General features: G+C 69.1%; 19 protein-coding genes and 1 pseudogene. 11 read left to right on the plus strand and 9 right to left on the minus strand.

What is annotated here, in order from left to right; genetic code table 11:
- A partial coding sequence (locus HLK59_RS09160; RefSeq protein WP_171140791.1) for a DUF397 domain-containing protein occupies window positions 1-186 on the minus strand: 186 nt, incomplete at its 3' end.
- 8 nt (window positions 187-194) lie between these two features.
- Complete coding sequence (locus HLK59_RS09165) at window positions 195-1,046, minus strand: helix-turn-helix transcriptional regulator (protein ID WP_171140792.1); 852 nt, start codon at window positions 1,044-1,046, stop codon at window positions 195-197.
- Between the two features lie 222 nt (window positions 1,047-1,268).
- On the opposite strand from HLK59_RS09165, the gene HLK59_RS09170 reads away from it, so the two are divergent.
- A complete protein-coding gene (locus tag HLK59_RS09170; RefSeq protein WP_171140793.1) occupies window positions 1,269-1,676 on the plus strand; it encodes an ATP-binding protein in 408 nt (135 codons plus the stop codon).
- A 33-nt stretch (window positions 1,677-1,709) separates the two neighbouring features.
- Window positions 1,710-2,636 carry a hypothetical protein gene (locus tag HLK59_RS09175; RefSeq protein ID WP_171140794.1) on the plus strand — a complete coding sequence of 309 codons (927 nt, stop codon included), beginning with the start codon at window positions 1,710-1,712 and terminating at the stop codon, window positions 2,634-2,636.
- A 19-nt stretch (window positions 2,637-2,655) separates the two neighbouring features.
- On the opposite strand, the gene HLK59_RS09180 is transcribed toward HLK59_RS09175, so the two are convergent.
- From HLK59_RS09180 to HLK59_RS09190, 3 genes and pseudogenes are all read right to left on the minus strand, one after another.
- Entirely contained in the window at window positions 2,656-3,684 is a 1,029-nt protein-coding gene (locus HLK59_RS09180; protein ID WP_171140795.1) for a hypothetical protein, read from the minus strand.
- Window positions 3,685-3,863: 179 nt separating this feature from the next.
- Window positions 3,864-4,875 (minus strand): annotated as a pseudogene (locus tag HLK59_RS09185) (hypothetical protein).
- A gap of 56 nt (window positions 4,876-4,931) precedes the next feature.
- Complete coding sequence (locus HLK59_RS09190; protein WP_171140796.1) at window positions 4,932-5,609, minus strand: hypothetical protein; 678 nt, start codon at window positions 5,607-5,609, stop codon at window positions 4,932-4,934.
- Window positions 5,610-5,937: 328 nt separating this feature from the next.
- On the opposite strand from HLK59_RS09190, the gene HLK59_RS09195 reads away from it, so the two are divergent.
- The 4 genes from HLK59_RS09195 (at window position 5,938) to HLK59_RS09210 (ending at window position 11,402) form a co-directional block, all read left to right on the plus strand.
- Entirely contained in the window at window positions 5,938-8,937 is a 3,000-nt protein-coding gene (locus HLK59_RS09195; protein WP_171140797.1) for a BTAD domain-containing putative transcriptional regulator, read from the plus strand.
- A complete protein-coding gene (locus HLK59_RS09200) occupies window positions 8,934-9,659 on the plus strand; it encodes an A24 family peptidase (protein WP_171140798.1) in 726 nt (241 codons plus the stop codon). Before HLK59_RS09195 ends, HLK59_RS09200 begins: the two co-directional genes overlap by 4 nt.
- Window positions 9,660-9,730: 71 nt before the next feature.
- Window positions 9,731-10,930 (plus strand): cyclic dehypoxanthinyl futalosine synthase, encoded by a 1,200-nt coding sequence (mqnC, locus tag HLK59_RS09205; protein WP_171140799.1) that lies wholly within the window; start codon window positions 9,731-9,733, stop codon window positions 10,928-10,930.
- 7 nt (window positions 10,931-10,937) lie between these two features.
- Window positions 10,938-11,402, plus strand: a complete 465-nt coding sequence (locus HLK59_RS09210) for a hypothetical protein (RefSeq protein WP_171140801.1) — start codon at window positions 10,938-10,940, stop codon at window positions 11,400-11,402.
- Here the strand turns inward: HLK59_RS09210 and HLK59_RS09215 are convergent.
- Complete coding sequence (locus tag HLK59_RS09215) at window positions 11,399-12,430, minus strand: chitinase (RefSeq protein WP_171140802.1); 1,032 nt, start codon at window positions 12,428-12,430, stop codon at window positions 11,399-11,401. The two genes, HLK59_RS09210 and HLK59_RS09215, sit on opposite strands and share 4 nt — an antisense overlap.
- Before the next feature lie 307 nt (window positions 12,431-12,737).
- On the opposite strand from HLK59_RS09215, the gene HLK59_RS09220 reads away from it, so the two are divergent.
- The 4 genes from HLK59_RS09220 to HLK59_RS09235 are packed head-to-tail and all read left to right on the plus strand — an operon-like array spanning window position 12,738 to window position 17,509.
- Entirely contained in the window at window positions 12,738-13,127 is a 390-nt protein-coding gene (locus HLK59_RS09220; RefSeq protein ID WP_171140803.1) for a hypothetical protein, read from the plus strand.
- 19 nt (window positions 13,128-13,146) lie between these two features.
- On the plus strand, window positions 13,147-15,441 hold the full coding sequence (locus HLK59_RS09225; protein ID WP_171140805.1) for a glycosyltransferase: 2,295 nt from the start codon (window positions 13,147-13,149) through the stop codon (window positions 15,439-15,441).
- Window positions 15,441-16,778, plus strand: a complete 1,338-nt coding sequence (locus tag HLK59_RS09230) for an acyltransferase (protein WP_171140807.1) — start codon at window positions 15,441-15,443, stop codon at window positions 16,776-16,778. Before HLK59_RS09225 ends, HLK59_RS09230 begins: the two co-directional genes overlap by 1 nt.
- A 35-nt stretch (window positions 16,779-16,813) precedes the next feature.
- Window positions 16,814-17,509: a demethylmenaquinone methyltransferase gene (locus tag HLK59_RS09235; RefSeq protein ID WP_171140809.1), complete on the plus strand. Its 696-nt coding sequence runs from the start codon at window positions 16,814-16,816 to the stop codon at window positions 17,507-17,509.
- A 57-nt stretch (window positions 17,510-17,566) separates the two neighbouring features.
- On the opposite strand, the gene HLK59_RS09240 is transcribed toward HLK59_RS09235, so the two are convergent.
- Complete coding sequence (locus HLK59_RS09240) at window positions 17,567-17,881, minus strand: PASTA domain-containing protein (protein ID WP_171140811.1); 315 nt, start codon at window positions 17,879-17,881, stop codon at window positions 17,567-17,569.
- Between the two features lie 264 nt (window positions 17,882-18,145).
- Here HLK59_RS09240 and HLK59_RS09245 point away from each other — a divergent pair, with 264 nt between their 5' ends.
- On the plus strand, window positions 18,146-19,435 hold the full coding sequence (locus HLK59_RS09245; protein ID WP_171140874.1) for a geranylgeranyl reductase family protein: 1,290 nt from the start codon (window positions 18,146-18,148) through the stop codon (window positions 19,433-19,435).
- A 15-nt stretch (window positions 19,436-19,450) separates the two neighbouring features.
- Here HLK59_RS09245 and def read toward each other — a convergent pair whose 3' ends face one another.
- Window positions 19,451-20,077: a peptide deformylase gene (def, locus tag HLK59_RS09250; protein ID WP_171140813.1), complete on the minus strand. Its 627-nt coding sequence runs from the start codon at window positions 20,075-20,077 to the stop codon at window positions 19,451-19,453.
- 396 nt (window positions 20,078-20,473) lie between these two features.
- A complete protein-coding gene (locus tag HLK59_RS09255) occupies window positions 20,474-21,295 on the minus strand; it encodes a C40 family peptidase (protein ID WP_171140814.1) in 822 nt (273 codons plus the stop codon).
- Between the last annotated feature and the right edge of the window lie 581 nt (window positions 21,296-21,876).

Below are 21,876 nucleotides of genomic sequence, written 5' to 3' on the forward strand. Positions count from 1 at the left end.
ATAGGAGTTGCTCAGGGGTGTCGTGGGCTCGGAGATGGGTATAAGAGACCGGGAGAGGGTGGCGTGGGTGGGGGTTTTTGAGTCGCGTATGGCTACTCGGGTGGGCAGGTTCGCTATCTCCACGCAGGCGTTGCCGTCGCCGCTGCCGGAGTAGGAGGACTTCCGCCAGGCGTCGGGGGTGGTCATCGAGTGCCTCACAGTTCCTTGGCCAGCCCGTGGATGAGATCACGCGACCGCACGGGGTCGAGTGATGCTGACTCCACCCTACGGAAGAGTGTTCGGAACACGCTGAGCTGTGCCTCGGAGTCGATGAAGAGCGTGCCGTGGGGTCCGTCGCGTACCACGGTGTCCAGCTTGGGGGCGGCACCTCCCGCGTACACCATGGCGGCCGTGATGTCGGCGAAGCTCTCCAGGTCGAAGGGGATGACGCGTACGGTGACGTGATCCGCTTCGGAGAGTTCCAGGATGCGGGCGAGTTGGGAACGTGAGGTGCTGCGGCCTCCGACCCTGATCCGAAGCGCCGCCTCGTGGACCAGCGCTTCGTACGGGACCGGCTGGTCCTCTCCGATGACGACGCGCCGCTGCATGCGGTGCCGGACGCGCAACTCGAGATCGCTGTCGGGGAGTTCGGGAACTCGGCACGAGAAGAGGGCCCGCGCGTAGTCCTCGGTCTGGAGGAGGCCGGGGATGTGCAGGAAGTCGACGTCCCAGCGGTGGGTCGCGTGGTGCTCCAGTTCGGACAGGTCCAGGAACGATGTGGGCAGGTGCCCTCTGTACTCCTCCCACCAGCCGTGGGTCCGGTCTGTGGCCATGGCGACCAACGCACTGACGAAGTCGCGGTCCGTGCAGGCGTAATGGGCCGCGAGTCGGCGCAGTCGCTGCTCGCTCACACCGGAGGTGCCGGACTCGATCTGGCTGATCTGGACGGAGTTCACGCCGAGCAGCTCCGCCGCCTCTCGGGCGCTCAGGCCGGCGGCCTCTCTCAGTCGACGTAGTTCGACCGCCAGACGCAACTGTCGCGCTGTCGGTTGGCGTTTGGTCCCCATCGACTGCTCCTTGGTCCAACGCGCGGGTGGGGTCGACTCGTTCAGGGGGAGGTTACGCGATCAGCTTGCCGTTTCTTAAATATAAGGTCTACCGTCGGTGACGCGACGCACACCCTGCGGAACCCCGGGCCCCGGAAGCGCACCACTCCGTCCTGCCATGACGGTCGCGGCATTGCCGCCGGAGCCCGCCTCTACCCCCTCACTCCTCACAGGAGTTCACCCATGCCCGAAAGCGAGCGCTGGGAGTACACCCTGTACATCCCGGCCGACCCCCGAGCCGTCACCGTCTGCCGCCGTACCCTCCGGCTGATCCTCACCCTGCACGGCCTGATCCGCCTGGTCGACACCGCCGAGCTGCTGGCGACGGAGCTGGTCTCCAACGCCGTGCGGCACACGCAGGGTCCGGCCGCTCTGCGGGTGCGGTGGGCCGCCGGTGTGCTGCGGATCGGGGCGTGGGACGCGGACCCCGAACCGCCTGAGCCGCCGGGGGAGTTCGACATGCCCGACCTCGCCGAGGACGGGCGCGGGCTCGGCCTCGTGCGTGCCTGTGCCGACCTCTGGGGGTGGCAGCCGCTCACCCGGAACGGCCAGCGGGGCAAGCTCGTCTGGTGTGACCTCGTCGCGGCGTAGCTCGTTGATCACGTCGTATGGAAAGGAGGGCGGATGGTCGGTTCGTCGCACGAAGGTCTCCATCGGCTCAGTCAGAAGGACCCGGCGGGTTTCACGCGGACCCTTCAACGGGTCCTGCGTATCCCGATTCCCGAGCCTCGCGAATTCGCGGTCCTCAACGCCGACCTGACGGAGATCGAGCCGATCGAGCGGCGCGTGGACACGTTGTTGCAGGCGGAGACGGACGAGGGGACGTATCTGCTGGTCGTCGAGTCCCAGGGGAAGCCGGACGACGACAAGCGGAGCAGTTGGGCGTACTACCTCAGCTATCTCTACGCGAAGTACCGCTGGGAACCGGTGCTCATCGTCCTGACGCAGAGCAGGGCGACGGCTCGCTGGGCGGCCGAGCCGATTCGGTTGGGGCTGCCCGGCTGGCACTCGCTCGCCGTACGGCCGCTCGTGCTGAGTCCGGAGAACGTGCCGCTCATCGCCGATGAGGAAGAGGCCAAACGGGATGTGTTCCTCGCGGCCTTCTCGGCGATGACGCATGGTATCGGGAGGGGCGCCGCTGCCCTACTGAAACCGCTGGCGGCAGCCTTGGAGACGACCGATTCCGACAGCGCGGGGATGCTCGCGCAGTTCGTGGAGTCATGTCTGGTCGATGACCAGGCACGGCAGATCTGGAAGGAGCTGATGATGTCGGTGAACTACTTCTTCCGGCACGAGGTCGCCGAGAAGGTCCGTGAAGAGGGTCGTGAAGAAGGCCGTGAAGAGGGTCGTGAAGAAGGCTTTGGGCTTGGTCAGGAGCAGGAACGGCTGTCGATGATCCTGCGGATCCTCGAGTGGCGCGATATCCCGGTACCGATCTCCGTGCGAAGGCGGGTGGAGGGCTGCACCGACCTGGCGCAGCTCGAAGCGTGGGCGCAACGGGCGGTGCACGCGACGAAGGCGGAAGACCTGTTCGCCGACACCTTGGCCTGACCCGACCCTCAAGCGCGGCTCACCGCGAATCGACGTGCTGGAAGTCGACGGTCGTGATCCGGGCGGACTTCGGCGTCAGTTCGGCCACGCCCTGGCCCTGGAACTCGTCGGTGATCACAGCGCCCCGCGTGGCACCGAGGGCGGACTGCGCATCGCTCGGCACGAGTGCGGCGTTGGAGCGGTAGGCGGGCTTCAGCAGGGTTTCCTGGGTGTGCGAGGCCGGGAACAGGGCGAGGACGCCGCCGTCCGCGGTGCGCAGCGCGTACACGCTGGGGTCGGCCGGGGTCTTGGTGAAGAACTTCAGGGTGGCGGCGCCGTCGGCCGCACCCTTGGTGCTGCTGCTCTGGTAGGTCTTGAGAGCGTTTCTGACCGGCTCCGTGGAGGCGAGGCTCTTGCCTTCCTTCGTGCCCCCGGTCGCGAGCAGGTCTTCGTAGGCGGTGGCCACACCGGACGGGGTGAGCGCGCCGACCTTCGTGCCGGGGTCGACGGCCTGGGCCAGACCGCCCTGGCCGACGGCGAGCTTCGGGAACGGTTCCGCGCTGTCGGCCCACAGGGACAGCACCATCTTGTACGCCCCGTCCACCCTGTCGAAGACCAGCAGCACCGAACTCTTCTCGTCCTCGCTGGACCTGGCCTGGACGGCGAACCAGTCGCCGGTCCCCTTCTCCGGGATCACGTACCGGCGGTCCTGGTAGGAGAAGGGCTTGGCGTAGGCCTTCCGTTCCTTTGCCGAGAAGGTCGGGACGAGGATGTAGTTGGCCTTGTCCATCGCGTGGACCTGGCCCCCTTCGACCGTGCCCAGGAGCTTCTCGTCCAAGGCCGCGTTGGCCTTGTTGTTGACCTTCTCGTAGTTGTCCATCACCGCGGCGGCGGCCTTCTCCGTCACCACGCCCTGGGGAGCGGCGCTCGCGGACGCCTCACCGTTCGCGCCGTCGGAGCCCGCGCCGCCACCGCATGCCGTGAGACTGACCGCCACGGCCACGCCGAGCAGGGTCGCGCCGAGGCGGTGGCCGGGCCGGAAGCGGAGGGTGTGCGCGGGGGGCGTCATCGGGCTCTCTTCTCTCTCACAACTGTTCAGGTGGGTAACGCGTCGGCTGATGGTGGAGCAGCGGGCAGGGAGCTGCTCGGAAGTGTGATCCTGGGCGGTTCGCCTTGGTCGACGCGGGCGTCGAAGCGGCGGGCACTGTCTCGTGCTGTTGCGGCTCAGTGGCTCAGCGGCTCAGTGGCTCAGCGGTTGATCGACTGGATCTCCTGGACGGTCATGTCCTGCGTCGTCTCGAACGTGCCGTCGGGCAGGTCGCCGCCGGTGCCGCCGGAGCCTTGCCAGGTGATCTGCCAGGTGATGGACGCCCTCAGCCGGTACGGCGTGCCGTCCGTGGCCTTGAGGTAGCGGATGCCGCACGGTGGCGTCCGGTCGGAGTCACCCCTCACGTACGGGGTGCCGGTCGAGCCGTCGGCGTTGATCCCGCAGGCACCCGAGGCCGGGTACGTCTGCGCGTACTCCGTGCCCGGGTCCAGGTGCAGGGCGATCGGCTCGGCCGTCGTCTCCGCCCACAGGCCCGTGTTCGGCAGCTCCGCGCGGACCTTGACCTCGTGGAAGGTGCCCTTGTCCAGCCAGGCCCAGGTCGGGGCGTTCACCGTGGACTTGGTCCGCGGCTTCAGGTCGATCTCGGTGGTCGGGACCTTGACCTTGTCGTAGGCGTACTCGGCGAGGGTCTTCGCCGTGGGGGCGTTCGGTACGTCGGGGATCTCGCCGGCGTCCTGCCAGAACATGACGCGTTCGCAGCCGAAGGAGTCCCGGTCGGCGGGATCGCGGGCCACGCCACGCCAGAAGGCCGTCCTCGCCGGTGTTGTAGTCCTTGTAGCCGTCGCGCGTCACGAGGGAGTCGTCCTCGTAGTTGTAGGCGGCTTTGCCGTCCCGGTAGTGGTCCGTCCACAGCTTCTGGCCTCCCCACATCTCATGCGGGGCGACATACCCGAGCGGATTGTCCCCCTCCGAGAACGCCTTGAGCTGCGCCGGCGTGTAGACGGGCTCGTACCAGCAGGCCGGGGGCTCCCAGTTCACGTCCGTCGACGAGAGGCCGCCGGTGCTGTCGCCGGTGGGACCGCTGAGCTGGGTGACCTTGATCCGGGAGACGGCGGCCGACAGCTCTCCGGTGCCGTTCGTGTCGCCCGAGGCCGGGGGAGGAGTCGTGTTGTCGGCGGGCCCGTTGGCGTGAGCGGCGCCACCGACGCCCAGCACCGCTGCCGCGCCGACGGCGGCACCCCGGCGCAGCCTCCGCCGCGCGGGCGTACTCACCGGCACTCCTTGGACTTGCCCACCACCTCGACGCTCCAGGCTCTCCAGACCTCGGAGGAACCGGACGGCGGCACCATACGCAGCCGGAACGTCTGGTAACTGCTCAGGTTCTCCTCCGAGTAGAGGACCTTCCCGCTCTTGATCTCCTTGCCGTAGAACTTGGCCTGGTTCCGGCAGAACGCGACCAGGACGCCCTGGCCACCACTGAGCGTGCTGACCTCTTCGTCGTAGTACTTGTCCGTCCCGGTGACGGTCCAGCCGCCCTTCTTCCAGGTCTCGATCTGCGACTTGGCGTACTGCGCGGCCTGGTTGAGCGAGTAGTACTGGTACGCCGGGTCGTTCGGGTCCTGCTCGTCGATGCCGTGATCCAGCGCACGGATGTAGTTCTGCGCGCCGGCGAGAGCCGCCGCGTGCTTCGCGTCGGACGGCTCGTCGAAGTCGAAGACCAGGTCGAGGTCCTTCGGAGCGCTGATGTCGGGGGCGCCTTCCGGCGTCGACGTCGAGGCCGAAGCCGAAGCCGAGGCCGATGGACTGGCCGATGGACTGTCCGACGTCCCGTCCGCGCCCTTGATGTCGTCCGGAGCCCCCTCGTCACCCCCACCGCACGCGGTGAGCACAAGGGTCGCCGCCATGGCGAACGCGGCGGCGGTGGCGGGCAGGGCGCGGCGGGCCACGATGGATCTCCCCCGGAGGTCGGCGTGTGCAATGGGGAACGAAGCTATCAGGGGCCGGTGATGGGCCTTTGATCACCTGCGGGGGATTGTGTAGAGAGCGTGAGGGTGTGGCGTGGCGATTGCGAACAGAGCGATCGGCGCGAGCTCAAAGGGGCGTCAACTCGGGCATGTCCGGCAGGTCGTGAGGAAGTGATCCGGGAGGTTGTCCACAGGCCCCTGCCCGACCTTCGACGTCGTACATAAGATCTCTGTAGGCTCAGCACACCCCTCAGGACACCCTCAGGACCCCTTCACCCACTCCCTCCACACACCACCCAGGACACCCGCCATGCCGCGACGCCGCACTTCCAGCTCGTCAAGCTCGACGGGAAGCTCGACGGGCAGCCCGAGTACCCCGAGGAACCGGACCCCGCAGGCCGTGCGGATCCGACGGCGTTCGTTCGGGGACTTCGTCAAGGCGTTCTTCGCGTTCGTCGCGCTGCTCGTGCTGGTCGTGGGAGTGCCGGGTGCGTTGGCCATGTCCGTCGGGTGGCCGTTGCCCAGCGGGGTGCCCGAGCTGGAGTGGTTGCAGAAGCCCATCACCACCGGCACCTTCCTGAACATCCTCACGGTCATCGTGTGGCTCGCGTGGGCCCAGTTCACCGCCTGTGTGCTCGTCGAGATAAAGGCCGCGGTCTCCGGCATCGGCGTCCCCGGCCGCGTTCCCGGCTCCGGCCCCAGCCAGCTCCTCGCCCGGCAGCTCGTCGCCGCCCTCCTGCTCATCGGCGCCACCGCCGCCAGCCTCACCCCGGGGCTGTCCCAGCTCGGGCACAGCATGGAGGGGAACCAGAAGGGCACGGTCGCCGCCGCGCAACAGACCCCGGGCGGCGGCCTCTTCGCCCAGCAGCAGGAGCAGGCCGCCAGCACCGCCGCCGCCCTCGCCGAGCAGGCAGCCGGTGCGGCCGCCGCGCACGCCGACACCGGGGGCAGCGCGTCCAAAGCCGACGACACGAAGTACTACCGGATCCAGCCGCCCGAGGGCCGTCACCACGACTCCCTCTGGGAGATCGCCGAACGGCACCTCGGTGACGGACGCCGGTACAAGGAGATCTTCGACCTCAACAAGGACCGGGTGCAGCCGGACGGCTCCAAGCTGTCCGAGGCCAGCCTCATCCGGCCCGGCTGGATCATGGAGATGCCGGGCGACGCCCGCGGCGGGGACCTCGTCGAGATGCCCGAGGCGGGTGGCTCCGCCGCCCAGCAGCAGCTCCACGACTACGGCAAGGCCGGTGGTGACCAGGCCGGAGGGGGCGGCGGTCACGCACAGGGCGGCGGACAGCAGGGTGGCGGACAGCAGGGCGGCGCCGCCCAGGTCTCCCTTCCCGAGCAGCGCCCCGCACCCGACCAGCAGACCGGCGGTCACCAGCAGCACGCCACCGCTTCCGACAGCGCCTCCGACGCCTTCGGCCTCCCGCAGGCCCTCGTCGGCGCCCCCCTCCTCGCCGCCGGTCTCCTCGGCGCCCTCGGGCGCCGCCGCCGGCAGGCCCTGTGGCAGTCGGCCTTCGGTGCCGTCGGCGGCCGGCGCGGCATGGAGCCGCCCACGCCGACCGGGGACGCCGCCGACGCACAGGACGCGCTGCTCGTGGGCGCCGACCCCGAAGGCGTACGCCTGCTCGACCGCTCCCTGCGCGGACTCGCCGCCTCCCTCGCCGCCGAGTCCCGCCCCCTGCCCACCGTCTACGCGACCTGGCTCAGCAACAACGGCGACCTCCACCTCCAGCTCGCCCAGCCGTCCGGAAACCCGCCGGCCCCCTGGCAGCTCGGGCAGGACCAGACGTTCTGGATGCTCGCGCGCACCGACGCCGAGCGGTACGAGGACGTCGACGCCGCCGCCCCCTACCCCGGCCTCGTCAGCCTCGGCACCATGGACGACTCCCGCCTGCTGCTCAACCTGGAGTCGGTGCCCGGCATCGTGTCGCTGAGCGGCCGCGAGGCCGACCGCGCCGCCGTCTTCGCCTCCGTCGCCGCCGAACTGGCCACCAACGGCTGGTCGGACCGTATGACCATCACCCTCGTCGGCTTCGGCGAGGACCTCACGCCCCTCGCGCCCAACCGGCTCCGGCACCTCGAAGGGATCGACGACCTCGTCGAGACCATGGAGGCCGAGACCCGGCAGCGGCGCGGCGCGCTGGGGGCCGCCGGGCACGACTCGGTCCTCACCGGCCGTACCGGCCCCGCCCAGCACACCCGCTGGGCCCCGCACCTCGTCCTCCTCGCCGCCGAGCCCTCCGCCGACGACGCGATCAAGCTCGCCGAGCTCGCCGCCGACGCCAGCCGGCTCGGCATCGGCTACCTCGTCGGCACCGAGAGCGGTGATCTGCCCGGCGCCGCCTGGGAGATGGAGATCACCGGCGAGGGCAAGCTGCTCGCCCCGCTGCTCGGCCTCGAACTCGACGCCCAGCTCCTGCCCGTACCCCTCCAGCGCGCGGTCGTCGAACTGTTCGTCGAGTCCGACCCGGAGCGCGAACCGCAGGGACCGGCCACCACGCCCCCGTTCCTCGTCGACATCAGCGAGCAGGGACGGCCCGCGGTGTACGCGCGGCTCGTCGGGCCGTACGAGATCATCGGTCTGGACACCCCCGACGGCGACCGCAGCGCCCTGCTCCACGAGGCGCTCGCTCTGCTGCTCCTGCACCGCGAGGGCGTGCACCCGCGCGTGCTGTCCTCCGCGCTCTGGCCGCGCGGCGTCACGGACGACGTACGCGAGGCCCTCCTCGACCGGCTCCGGGCCTGGCTCGGCACCGACCCCGACGGCTCGCCGCGCCTCAGGACCGACAGCACCGGCCGGCTCACGCTCGCCAAGACCGTCGTCTCCGACCTCGACGTCCTGCGCTCCCTCTACCACGAGGCCACACAGGGCCGCGGTGTCGACAGCCGTGCCGTGCGCGGGCGGCTGCTCACCGACGCGCTGGTGCTGGTGCGCGGGCCGCTGCTCGCCGACCGGCAGGAGGGACGCTACCGCTGGCTCACGCACGAGATCATCGACGCCCAACTCCCGCTGCTCGTCGCGGACATCGGGCTCGCGCTCTCCGAGTTCCACCTCGTCAAGGACCGCGCGGAGAAGGCCATCGAGGCCCTCGGCGCCGCCCTGAACTCCGCGCCCGGCGACGAGCGCCTCTGGCACGAACTGCTCCGCGCCACCCACGCCACCGGCGACACCGACCGGCTCCAGGCCCTCGCCGCCGACCTCATCGGCCGCAGCGGGGCCCGCGGACTGCCGCCGCGCACCGAGGCACTGCTCGACGAGCTCCTGCCGACGTGGCGCAACGGCGTCGCGGCCGTGGGATGACCCCCCTTCTCGTGATCGCCGCCGCGCTGTGGGGCGCGGCGGCGGGCGCGCTCCTGCCGAGGGCCGCCTATCGGTTCTCCGTCCCGGCGGGGGAGGACTGGCGCACGGTGTGCCCCGGCGGCCACCAGGTCACGGGGTGGCTCGGGCGGGGCCGGTGCAGGCAGTGCGAAGCGCGGTCCTACGGTCCTCCCGCCGCCCTTCTCGCCGCCGTCACCGCCGTCGTCTGCGCCGCCCTCGCCGCCGCCACCGGCACCCGGCCCGAGATCGCCGTCTGGCTGCTGCTCGCCCCCGTCGGCGTCCTGCTGGCCGTGGTCGACCTGCGGGTGCAGCGGCTGCCCGACGCCCTGACCCTGTCGCTCGCGGGCGCCGCGCTCGCGCTGCTGGGCGTGGTCTCCTTCGTGCCCGAGCACACCGGGGAGTGGCTGACGGCACTCCTGGGCGCCCTCGCGCTCGGCGGCGGCTACTTCGTGCTGTTCCTGATCAACCCCGCCGGCATGGGCTTCGGCGATGTGAAGCTCGCGCTCGGGACCGGGGCGGTACTGGGCTGGTACGGGTGGCCGACGGTCATGCTCGGGACCTTCGCCGGGTTCCTGCTGGGGGCGCTGTACGGCGGTGCGCTGATCGTGGCGCGGAAGGCGGGGCGCAAGACGTCGATCCCGTTCGGGCCGTTCCTGATCATGGGGGCGTTCGTGGGGGTCCTGATCGGCGCGTACGCGGCCTGACGTCGGCGCCCCGAACCGGCTGGCGTAGGCTGGATCAGTCCGTCCACAACCCTTGACGAAAGGGACGCCCGGTGACCGAGATGGCCGACCTTCAGTCCGTTCTCGACCGCGCCGCCGACGGTGGGAGGATCACCCCTGAAGAGGCGCTCGACCTGTACCGCGACGCCCCGCTGCACGCGCTGGGCGCCGCCGCCGACGCCGTACGCCGCCGTCGGTACGCCGGGACCGAGCACATCGCGACGTACATCATCGAGCGGAACATCAACTACACGAACGTCTGCGTGACGGCGTGCAAGTTCTGCGCGTTCTACGCCCCGCCGAAGGCCAAGGACAAGGGCTGGACGCGCGACCTCGACGACATCCTGCGCCGCTGCGCGGAGACCGTCGAGCTGGGCGGTACGCAGATCATGTTCCAGGGCGGCCACCACCCGGACTACGGCGTCGAGTACTACGAGGAGCACTTCTCCGCGATCAAGCAGGCCTTCCCGCAGCTGGTGATCCACTCGCTGGGCGCGTCCGAGGTCGAGCACATGGCGCGGATCTCGAAGGTGAGCGCGGAGGACGCGATCCGGCGCATCCACGCCGCCGGTCTCGACTCCTTCGCCGGTGCCGGTGCCGAGCTGCTGCCCGAGCGCCCCCGCAAGGCCATCGCGCCCCTCAAGGAGTCCGGCGAGCGCTGGCTGGAGATCATGGAGACCGCCCACCGGATGGGCGTCGAGTCGACGTCGACGATGCTCATGGGCACCGGCGAGACCAACGCCGAGCGCATCGAGCACCTGCGGATGATCCGTGACGTCCAGGACCGCACCGGCGGTTTCCGGGCCTTCATCCCGTACCTCTACCAGCCGATGAACAACCACCTGAAGGGCCGCACCCAGGCCACGATCTTCGAGTACCTGCGGATGATCGCGATCTCCCGGCTCTTCATGGACAACATCGCCCACATCCAGGGCTCCTGGCTGACCACCGGCCAGGACGCGGGTCAGCTGACGCTGCACTACGGCGCGGACGACCTCGGCTCGGTCATGCTGGAGGAGAACGTCGTCTCGGCGGCCGGCGCCAAGCACCGCTCCAACCTCCAGGAAATGATCGACATGATCCGTACGGCGGGGCGGGTCCCGGCCCAGCGCTCCACCACGTACGAGCACCTCGTCGTCCACGACGACCCGGCGAACGACCCCGCCGACGCGCGCGTCATGTCCCACATCTCCTCCACGGCGATCGAGGGCGGCACGGCACATCCCGAGCTGAAGATCCTCGCCTCCAACTGACGTACCGGTGCTGACGATCCACGCCGCCGACGCGCTGCGGTACGGGTGGGACGAGGAGTTCGAGCCGGTGCCGGGCGGCGCCGTGGCCGTGCAGGGCAACCGGGTCGTCGGGATGGGGACGCTGGCCGAGGTGCGGGAGCAGTTCCCGGACGCCCGGGTGCGGCACTGGCCCGGCGTCCTCGGCCCCGCCTTCCTCCACCGGGGCCCGCTCCCGGATGCGCCGACCCCGCGCGAGCGCATGCACGCGGTGCTGAAACTGGGGGCGACGGCCGTCCTGGAGGAGCATGCCGACACCCCCGAACTGCGGGCCGCGGCCGCCCGGAACGACATCGTCGTGGTGCCGACGAGCATGCCGACCCACCGCCGGTACGGCTTCCTCCACGCCGGCCGCGCCGACTTCGCCGTCTTCGACGAGAACGGCGAGTGCGTCGCGACGGTCCTCGGCGGCCGACTGGTGCACCGCAGACGCTAGTTCTCCGCGAACGCCTCGGCGAAAGCGCCCGAACTCTGCTCCACCCCACTGCAGTTGGTCAGCGCGTCGTCCTCATCGGAGTCCCCCTCCACGCACGCCTGGTCCCGGAACGTCGACCACATCGACACCCACCCGATCTCCTTCTCCTCGGCGAAGGAACGCACCTGGGCCGCGTCCGACAACGTGAACGTCTCGTTGTCGACGTCGTTGACGCCGATCATCGACGTCAGCGCGATCGCCCGCCACGCGACGGCGTCCGAGGTGCCGAAGACATCCATCAGCTGCGTGTGCGCGGCCTTCGCCGCCGTGATCGCGTAGTCGCCCATGTCCTCGTCGTACGACTCGCCGTAGTTCATGGTCATGATGTTGATCGTCGAGACCTGCACCGCGCTGTTGTTGGCGGACTCCAGCAGCGCGAGGCTGTCGTCGTCGAGCCCCGACGGCATCACCGGAAGGGTGAAGGAGACCGTCAGGTCGCTCCGCTCCTCCTGTAGCAACGCGATGGCCTCCGACCGCAGTTCCACCGAGTCGGAGTCCGTCAGCGCGTCCCCCTCGATGTCGAAGTCGGCCTGGGTGGAGCCGGCCGCGTCGAGCGCCTCGCCGTACGCCTTCGCGAGCGCCGACGCGCTGTCGCAGCTCTCCGCCAGCTCCTTGCCCGACGCCCCGCCGAAGGAGACCCGCACACTCGCGCCGTCCTCCTTGAGCTGCGAGATCCGGGACGCCACCGAGGAGTCGCCGATGGCGTGCGAGTCGTTCCACGTCGGCGTGCAGTCGCTGCCGTCCGCGATCACGAAGGCCAGGTTGTACGTCGTCGGCGAGCCGGCGGAGTCGTTGTCGGAGGCCTCCGTGGCGCTGACGTAGGGGGCGTACGAGGTGCTCGACGACGTCTCCTCGGACGCCTCGGCGGATGCCTCGGCGGACTGGGTCGGCGTCGCTTCCGAGGTGGTGTCGGTGTTCGAGGAACAACCCGCCGTGGCCAGGGCAAACAGGCAACTGAGCCCTGCCGCCGGCCGTAGGAAACGCCGCATTCCGCATGCACCCGCTCTCGTGATTTCTGTCTCAGGATGGAAACAAACTGTGTTGGGCGAGTGGAAATGTCTCACACGAGGCTGAGCTTCATGAGGACAGGATTTACACGGAGAGCTCATGGGCACGTGCGGACAAAACGGGCTATACGACCACGCGAAGCGGACAATCAACCCCTTTCCCCTACCCGGGAGTTGCGCAGGCGTTCCAGCGAACTCTCAGGAAAGAGACAGGTTAAGACGTTTCTCATAAGCGCCTCACATGAATACCTGAGTTTCGGACACATAAAGACTCTCTAACGTCCGGGGAATGCATTCCGAGCCTGCCATCGAAAACCGCGCCGAACGTGGTCGCCGTCGCAAACGCCGCGGCAACGAGTCCGCCGACGGACCCGTGTTCGTTGACAACTCCGGACGCCGCTCCAAGCTGCTGCGCCGGATCGGTCTTCTCGTCGGTGTCCTGTGTGTGGGGTACGCCGTCGTCCTGGGCCTCGCCTTCATGGGCATCGGCACCTCGAACCCGTCCTCGCTGCTGCCCTTCGGAGGCGGCCAGGGCCAGGGCGGTCCGGGTGTCCAGAACGGCAACGGACCCGGCACCCAGCCGCAGGGCGGCATCGGCAACAGCGTGAAGCCCAGCGGTTCCCCGCCCGCGCTGCCGTCGGGCGTGCCCACCCCCTCGGCCTCCGCGACCGCCAACTGACCGGAGCGCAGCCACCGCTATGACTACGACGACTCCCTCCCGCGGCCGCCGCCGCGCCCCCTCCCGTCTGGGACGGGCGGCCGGCAAGGCCGCGGCGCTCCAGAAGCCGCGCGTCCTCCTCGCCGGCCTGCTCCTGCTCGCGCTGACCAGCGTGATGCTGCTCGACGGCTATCTGCGCGCCGAGGTCGGCGGCGACGAGCGGGTCCGCGACGGGGCCAGCTCCAGCAAGGTGCCGGACAAGGTCCTCGACGGCGGCCCGATCGTCAGCTTCCGCGGCGGCTCGGCGACCAGCATCTCCGTCCCGGACAAGACGATCGCGCTGACCTTCGACGACGGGCCCAACCCGACGTACACCCCGCAGGTGCTGAAGATCCTGGAGGAGTACGACGTCCCCGCCACGTTCTTCGTGGTCGGCTCGATGGTCTCGCGCTACCCGGGGATCGTGAAGGACATGGTCGAGCAGGGCAACGAGGTGGGCATCCACACCTTCACCCACGTCGACCTCTCCTACCAGAGCGACGCCCGGGTCAACCGTGAGATGCAGCAGACCCAGTTGGCTCTCGCGGGCGCCGCCGGCATCACCACCACGCTGTTCCGGGCGCCGTACTCCTCGGAGACGGACGCCATCGACAACTACAGCTGGCCCGTCTACGAGAAGCTCGGCGAGGACGGCTACACCAGCGTCTTCGTCGACACCGACAGCGACGACTGGAAGAAGCCGGGTGTCGCGAAGATCGTCAAGTGGGCGACGCCGGACGACGACGACGGTGCCTCCGTGCTCTTCCACGACGCCGGCGGTGAGCGCTCGCAGACGATCAAGGCGCTGCCCAAGTACATCGAGAAGATGAAGGCGAAGGGGTACACCTTCACCACCATCAGCGGGGTGATCGAGGAGGAGCAGGCGGGCAACGCGCAGGCGGCGGGCGCGCCGACGGGTGCCAACGGCCAGCAGAACGGCCAACAGAACAGTCAGCAGCCGGGTGGGGGCGCGTCCGGTGCCTCCAGCCTCCAGGCCGCCCACCGCGAGGCCACCGGCGCGACCCTCTACGAGGGCAAGGCCCTGCTCGCGGCCGTCGCCGTCGCCGAGTACGCCGTACCCGCCCTGTCGGTCGGCCTCATGGTCGTCGGCGTGGCCGTCATGGGGCGGTTCGGGATGATGCTGATCCTCGCCCGACGTCACTACAGACAGCGCAACAAACGCCGCTTCAGCTGGGGGCCGACGGTCACCCGGCCGGTGAGCGTGATCGTCCCGGCGTACAACGAGAAGGAGTGCATCGCCAACACGCTCAAGTCGCTGGCGCAGAGCACCCATCCGATCGAGATCATCGTCGTCGACGACGGTTCGACGGACGGCACGTCCGAGATCTCGCGCAACGCGGCCCTCGAACTCGGCATGACGAACGTCCGGGTCATCCGCCAGGAGAACGCGGGCAAGCCGGCCGCCCTCAACAACGGGGTGCGCAACGCGAGTTACGACATCGTCATCATGATGGACGGCGACACCGTCTTCGAGCCGGACGCCGTGCACCAGCTGGTGCAGCCCTTCGCCGACCCCGACGTCGGCGCGGTCGCCGGCAACGCCAAGGTGGGCAACCGCAACACGATCATCGGCGCCTGGCAGCACATCGAGTACGTGATGGGCTTCAACCTGGACCGCCGTATGTACGACCTGCTGCGCTGCATGCCGACGATCCCGGGCGCGATCGGCGCGTTCCGCCGCGAGGCGGTCCTGGAGGTCGGCGGCATGAGCGAGGACACGCTCGCCGAGGACACGGACATCACCATCGCCATGCACCGCGCGGGCTGGCGGGTCGTGTACCAGGAGCACGCCAAGGCCTGGACGGAGGCGCCAGGGTCGCTCAAGCAGCTGTGGTCGCAGCGCTACCGCTGGTCGTACGGCACCATGCAGGCGCTGTGGAAGCACCGCAAGTCCCTGACCGACAAGGGTCCTTCGGGCCGCTTCGGCCGCGTCGGGATGCCGCTGGTGGTGATCTTCCAGATCGTCACGCCGGTCTTCGCCCCGCTGATCGACGTCTTCACCGCGTACTCGATGATCTTCATCGACTTCCAGGCGGCGCTGCTGGCCTGGCTCGCGGTGCTGGCGGTGCAGCTGGTCTGCGCCGCGTACGCCTTCCGCCTCGACAAGGAGAAGTACCGCTATCTCCTGATGATGCCGCTCCAGCAGCTGGCCTACCGGCAGATGATGTACCTCGTCCTCATCCACTCCTGCATCACGGCCCTCACGGGCGGCCGGCTGCGCTGGCAGAAGCTGAAGCGCACCGGCGAGGTCGGGACACCGGCGGGGGCGAGCTGATGAGCTGGGGGCAGGAGCAGCAGGGGTATCGGCCACAGGACTACCAGCCACAGGACTACCAGCAGGATCACGGCAACGGGTACGGCGGCTATGACCAGCAGGCATACCCGCAGCAGACCTATCCGCAGCAGACGTATCCGCAACAGCCCTACCAGCAGCCGTATCCGCAGCAGTACGTGGACTACGGGCAGTGGGAGCAGACGGCGCCGCTGCCCGCGGTGGAGCCGGAACCGGAGCCCGAAGTAGCGGTCGTAGGGGAAAAGCCGGCGGAGGAGGCGGCGGAGGAGAAGCCGCAGCCCAAGCCCGCCGGTCGCGACCGCTACTTCGACACCCTGAGGGCGGTCGCCCTCATCCGGGTCGTCACGTACCACACCTTCGGCTGGGCCTGGTGCGGCATGGTCTTCCCTTCCATGGGGATCATGTTCGGCCTGGCCGGCACCCTGATGGCGAAGTCGCTGGAGCGGCCGCCGGTGAAGGTGATCAGGAGCCGGATGCGCCGACTGCTGCCGCCCTTCTGGTTCTGGGGCGCCTTCGTCATCCTCGCGATGATGATCCACGGGTGGATACCGCACTGGCAGATCGTCTTCTGGGTCGTGCCGGTCGCCGATCCCATCGGCAACAAATGGGGCGTCCAGGCCTGGGAGATCCTCTGGTACCTGCGCACCTACCTGTGCTTCGTACTGCTGTCGCCATTGCTGCTCAAGGTGTTCCGGCTCGCCCGGATCCCGATGCTGCTCCTGTCCCTCGTGCCGATCCTGGTCCTGAACTTCGTGTGGTCCGGGCCCGAGGGCCGGCTCGGCAACGAACTGTGGGACTTCTCCACGTACCTCTTCTGCTGGATCCTCGGCTTCGCGCACCGCGACGGCGTGCTCCAGAAGATGAAACCGGTGCTCGTGGTCGTCCTGTCCTTCGCCGCCATCGGCTACGGCGGCTGGTACGCCTTCTCCCACCAGGGCGAGGTCGGCACCTACGACCTCGACGAGATCCCGCTCGCGCAGGCCTTCTGGTCGGCCGGGTTCGTGATGCTGCTGTTCTGGGCGAAGGCGCACTTCGGGATCGACTTCGCGTGGCTGACCCGGTTCAAGCGGCTCGACCGGGTCGTCACGGTCTTCAACGCGCGGGCCGTGACGATCTACCTCTGGCACGAGATCGCGCTGATCCTCGCGGTGCCGCTGATCGACCAGTTCTGGAAGGTGCGCGCGTTCGAGATGTACCTGCCGCTGGAGAGCCAGTGGTTCATGTTCGGGATCGGGTGGGTGCTGATCGCGGTGTTCGTCCTGGCCTGCGGATGGGTGGAGGACGTGGCGGCGAAGAAGAAACCGAAGCTCCTCCCCTGAGCGGCCCCTGGACGTCGTACTGCAAGAATGGCCGGGTGACCCGCGCTTCCCTGAACAAGCAGCCGCACGAAGTCGCCTCGATGTTCGACGACGTGGCGGAACGGTACGACCTGACGAACGACGTGCTGTCGCTCGGCCAGGACCGGGCGTGGCGCAAGGAGGTCGCCAGGGCGGTCGACGCCCGGCCCGCGCAGAAGATCCTGGACCTGGCGGCCGGTACGGCCACCTCGTCCCTGCCCTTCGCGCAGACCGGCGCGTATGTCGTCCCCTGCGACTTCTCGCTGGGCATGCTCAGGGTCGGCAAGAGGAACCATCCGTGGCTGCCGCTGACGGCGGGCGACGCGACGAAGCTGCCGTTCAAGGACGACACCTTCGACGCCGTCACGATCTCCTTCGGGCTGCGCAACGTGCAGGACTTCGACGCCGGGCTGCGCGAGATGTACCGGGTGACCAAGCCCGGCGGCCGGGTCGTGATCTGCGAGTTCTCGCATCCGACCTGGGCGCCCTTCCGCACGGTCTATACCGAGTACCTGATGCGCGCCCTGCCGCCGGTGGCCCGTGCGGTGTCCTCGAACCCCGACGCGTACGTCTACCTCGCCGAGTCCATCCGCGCCTGGCCGGACCAGCCCGCGCTGGCCGAGCGGCTCCAGAAGGCGGGCTGGTCGAAGGTGGCGTGGCGGAACCTGACGGGCGGGGTCGTGGCCCTGCACCGCGGGTTCAAGACGGACTGAGGGCTCAAGTCAGGACAGGCGCTGACGGCTCGCTGACGGCTCAGGGCGGCCCAGGGCTCACGGCGGGCCGATCCCGACGGTGCAGGGGTCGCCCGGTTCGTCCAGCTCACGCTGCAACCCGCCGCCCGACGGCTTCGGCACGCGCGGCTCACGGATGCCTCCGCCGCCCTCGCCCGGGCCGAAGTCCAACCAGACGTAGACCATCGATTCCCGCGGCACCTCGGCGCCGGGCTGCGGGTACTGGCGGACGACGTAGTCGACGACGGCGAGATGGAAGTCCTGCCGGTCCGGCGCATTGATGAACAGGCCCTGTGCCTTGGCCGTCTCGCGCGCGTCGACGGCCATCAGGCCGACCAGACGAGGGACGCGCACTTCGGGCGTTTTGGGTGTTATTCGCACAGATGTCACCCCCAGCGGTACTGGCAGGGTAACCGCACTGGGGCGCTACCTGGAAGCGCTGTGTGTTTTTCTGTAGCCGATTATCACTCTGCGTCACGGATCAAGGGTCGGGCGCAGGGAGCTCGGTTCGCGGGGCAGCCCTTCAGCCGGGTGATCGATCGTGCTGAATAGACTGCCCATGTCCAGTGCCGGTCGGCACGCAGATTGCGAACTTGGGGAGATCCCGCCGTGACCGTCGTGACTGAGCCCCTCTCCGAAAACACCGCCGATGTCATCGTCGTCGGCGCGGGGCCGGCCGGCTCCACGACCGCGTACTACCTCGCCAAGGCCGGACTCGACGTGCTTCTCCTGGAGAAGACGGCGTTCCCGCGCGAGAAGGTCTGCGGCGACGGCCTCACCCCGCGCGCCACCAAACAGCTGGTGGCCATGGGTATCGACATCTCCGAGGAAGCGGGCTGGCTGCGCAACAAGGGCCTGCGCATCATCGGCGGCGGCGTCCGCCTCCAGTTGGACTGGCCGGAACTCGCCTCCTTCCCGGACTACGGCCTCGTCCGCAAACGCGACGACTTCGACGAGCAGCTCGCCCGTCAGGCGCAGAAGGCGGGCGCCCGGCTCTATGAGCGCTGCAACGTCGGCGCCCCGATCGTCGACGACCGCACCGGTCGTATCACCGGCGTGCACGCCAAGATCGGCGACACGGGCGAGAAGCGGGAGGTCACCTTCCACGCGCCGCTCGTGGTCGCGGCCGACGGCAACTCCACCCGGCTGTCCCTGGCCATGGGCCTGCACCGCCGCGAGGACCGTCCCATGGGCGTGGCGGTCCGCACGTACTTCGAGTCGCCGCGCCACGAGGACGACTACCTGGAGTCCTGGCTGGAGCTGTGGGACCGCCGGGGGCCCGAGCCCCGGCTGCTGCCGGGCTACGGCTGGATCTTCGGCATGGGCGACGGCACCTCGAACGTCGGCCTCGGCGTGCTCAACACCTCCGACTCCTTCAAGGAACTCGACTGGCGCGAGGTGCTGAAGGCCTGGTGCGCGTCGATGCCGGAGGAGTGGGGCTACACGCCGGAGAACATGACGGGCCCGATCCGCGGCGCCGCCCTGCCGATGGCCTTCAACCGCCAGCCCCACTACACCAAGGGCCTGCTCCTGGTCGGCGACGCCGGCGGCATGGTGAACCCCTTCAACGGCGAGGGCATCGCCTACGCCATGGAGTCCGGCAACATCGCCGCCGACGTCATCGTCCAGGCCCACGCGCGGGCGACGCCGGCCCAGCGTGAGATCGCCCTCCAGCGCTACCCGCAGGTCCTCAAGGACACCTACGGCGGCTACTACACGCTGGGCCGCGCCTTCGTGAAGCTCATCGGCAACCCGAAGGTCATGAAGATCGCGGCCCAGCGCGGCCTCACCCACCCGCTGCTCATGAAGTTCACCCTGAAGATGCTGGCCAACCTCACCGACCCGACGGGCGGCGACGCGATGGACCGGATCATCAACGGGCTGAGCAAGGTGGCACCGAAGGCCTGAACCGGTCTCTGGGGACTAACCGTTCAGCGCTTCGATGTTGGCGGCCCGGCGCGCGAAGACCTCTTCCCGCCGGTCCGCCACCTGCCGTAGCGCGTCCTTGCGTTCGCGCTTGGAGAGCCGGTCCAGGTAGACGTGTCCGTCGACGTGGTCGGTCTCGTGGGCGAGGCAGCGGGCGAAGTAGCCGGTTCCCTCGATCGTGACCGGCTCGCCGTTCTTGTCGAGTCCACGCACGACGGCCCGGTCCGGACGCGGTACGTCCATGGTGGCACCCGGCACCGACAGGCACCCCTCGCTGTCGTCGAGGAGCCTGCGCCCGGCCGGATCGAGCTGCTCCAGCACCGGGTTGACGATGTGCCCGACGTGCCGGGTCCCGTCGTCGTCCGGGCAGTCGTACACGAACAGCCGCAGATCCACGCCGACCTGGTTCGCCGCGAGCCCGGCCCCGTCCGCGATGTACATCGTCAGGAACATGTCGGCGATGAGCGCCGCGAGATCGGGCCCGAACTCGGTCACGTCCCGGCACGGCTTGTGCAGGACCTCTTCGCCGACCTCGGTGATGCGCCGCACCTGTCCGCGCCGGGCCTCGGGCGCGAGGCGGGGGTAGGAGTCGTTCGGCCTGCCTTGTACGAACACGCTGGGCATGTCTCTCCTCGTCGTGCGGATGCTGTGAGCGGTGGGCCGGTGCCCACGACAACAGACCACACGGAGCAGCGCGACGGCCACACCCGCGGACGGTTCCGGCCGGAGCGGCACCGTCTGCAAGTACGGCGACGAAGGGGCCTGGGCGGCCCGGAGCCGCGGGACCGGGAGTAACTCGCCATCCACCCCGTGGGCGTGCTCCACAACCGCCACACGGCCCGCACAGAGGCGCCGAACTTCTTCCTCAACGCACCGCCGTGTGCGGACAATTCGGGCGATCTGTCCTCGGTCCTGTCCTCGGCCCCGGCCTCGGGCGGGCTCCGGAAAGGGCGGAAGGGCCGCTGCCCCCGAGCGGCTGCGGCCCTTCCGACGTTCCGTACGTACGCGTGTGCGCGCTCGTCAGAGTACGCGCACCGCGCCCGACGCCGGGTATCCGGACAGGTCCTGGATGACGACACCCTTGGAGGGGTTGGCCGCGTCCAGGTACTGGCCGTTACCGATGTAGACGCCCACGTGGTAGGCGGAACCCTTGCCGCCCCAGTACAGGATGTCGCCGACCTGGATCTGCGACAGCGGGATGTCGGTGCCCTGCATCGACTGGTCCTGCGAGACACGCGGCAGTTCGACGCCGACCTGCTTGAACGCGGCCTGGACCAGGCTGGAGCAGTCCCACGCGTTGGGCCCGGTGGCGCCCATGACGTAGGCGTCGCCCACCTGTGCCTTGAGGAAGGCGATGACCGTGGCGACGCTGCCGCTGGCGGGTGCCGAGGCGGTCGTCGTGGTGGAGAGGGTGCTCCGCTCCGAGGAACGCGAGGCGGCGGCCTCGGCGGCGGCCTTGCGGGCCTCCTCCGCCTTCTTCTTGGCCTCTGCCTTCTTCTTCGCGTCGGCGAGGTCCTTCTTGGCCTCCTTGGCGGCCGCGGCGGCTGCCGCGTCGCGCTCGGCCTGGAGCTCGTAGTTCGCGGCCGCCTGCTGCGTGGCGTCCGCGGACTCGGCGACCTGGACGGCCAGGTCGGCCGTCAGGGTGGGCAGTTCGAGGGTCTGCGTCGTCGACTCGGCGGCGTACGCCGTGGCCGACGCGCCCGCCGCTGCCATGCTGAGGACGCCACCGGCGACTCCGGCGCGCACGGCGATCGAAGTCGTCGCGCTGCGGCGGGGTTTCCGGTGGCTGCGTATGTGAGCGGTGTGGGACATGAGACCAAGCGGTATCAGGGGCTCCTCCATACCTTCAAGAAACGTGTGCTGCGCCACAGTTGTTCAACGGGCGCCCCGAATTTGTGTCCTGCCGCTCTTTATTGACGCCGTAACGGACATTGCGGACGTGACCTAGCAAGGCCTTGATCACGCACTTTCGCGTTTACGTCCGAATTGCCCCGTGCCTACCACCGGTTGGGACAGGTGGCCAAGCCCGGTTCTCAGAGGTCTCTCATCGATGTGGCGGAGGTCACGCAACGGTTACAGGGGTGGCTGCGTCACGCGCATGCATCTCGCCCTCACCCGCTCGTGAATGTGTGCACGCGTCCACATCGCGCCCCGCGACTCCTCCTGATGTGTGAATGCGGCGCACTACCAAGCGGCCGCGTCCAGCACCAATTTGCATGCAAGGGAACTCTCTTGATATGGAGACGACCACTCCCAGCTGCGCCGACGAGCCAAAATGTCACCTCTGGTGATCGCTCGGACGCTTCACGTACGAAGATCACCGCTCATCCGACTTCATGATCCTTCGTCAGGTGGTGGAGATCACAAAGCTTGTGCAATACCCCGTGTCGCAGATCACAGACCGGCGGGCATAAGATGCGGGT

The organism is Streptomyces sp. S3(2020) (genome assembly GCF_013044505.1).
GTDB lineage: Bacteria > Actinomycetota > Actinomycetes > Streptomycetales > Streptomycetaceae > Streptomyces.

Excerpts from the sequence above, each read along its gene's own strand:
- HLK59_RS09255 (WP_171140814.1), bottom strand. The coding sequence starts at position 21,295 with ATGGAGGAGCCCCTGATACCGCTTGGTCTCATGTCCCACACCGCTCAC.
- def (WP_171140813.1), bottom strand. The coding sequence starts at position 20,077 with ATGCCCAGCGTGTTCGTACAAGGCAGGCCGAACGACTCCTACCCCCGC.
- HLK59_RS09220 (WP_171140803.1), top strand. The coding sequence starts at position 12,738 with ATGCATTCCGAGCCTGCCATCGAAAACCGCGCCGAACGTGGTCGCCGT.
- HLK59_RS09225 (WP_171140805.1), top strand. The coding sequence starts at position 13,147 with ATGACTACGACGACTCCCTCCCGCGGCCGCCGCCGCGCCCCCTCCCGT.
- HLK59_RS09170 (WP_171140793.1), top strand. The coding sequence starts at position 1,269 with ATGCCCGAAAGCGAGCGCTGGGAGTACACCCTGTACATCCCGGCCGAC.
- HLK59_RS09195 (WP_171140797.1), top strand. The coding sequence starts at position 5,938 with ATGCCGCGACGCCGCACTTCCAGCTCGTCAAGCTCGACGGGAAGCTCG.
- HLK59_RS09215 (WP_171140802.1), bottom strand. The coding sequence starts at position 12,430 with ATGCGGCGTTTCCTACGGCCGGCGGCAGGGCTCAGTTGCCTGTTTGCC.
- HLK59_RS09180 (WP_171140795.1), bottom strand. The coding sequence starts at position 3,684 with ATGACGCCCCCCGCGCACACCCTCCGCTTCCGGCCCGGCCACCGCCTC.
- HLK59_RS09230 (WP_171140807.1), top strand. The coding sequence starts at position 15,441 with ATGAGCTGGGGGCAGGAGCAGCAGGGGTATCGGCCACAGGACTACCAG.
- HLK59_RS09175 (WP_171140794.1), top strand. The coding sequence starts at position 1,710 with ATGGTCGGTTCGTCGCACGAAGGTCTCCATCGGCTCAGTCAGAAGGAC.
- HLK59_RS09165 (WP_171140792.1), bottom strand. The coding sequence starts at position 1,046 with ATGGGGACCAAACGCCAACCGACAGCGCGACAGTTGCGTCTGGCGGTC.
- HLK59_RS09200 (WP_171140798.1), top strand. The coding sequence starts at position 8,934 with ATGACCCCCCTTCTCGTGATCGCCGCCGCGCTGTGGGGCGCGGCGGCG.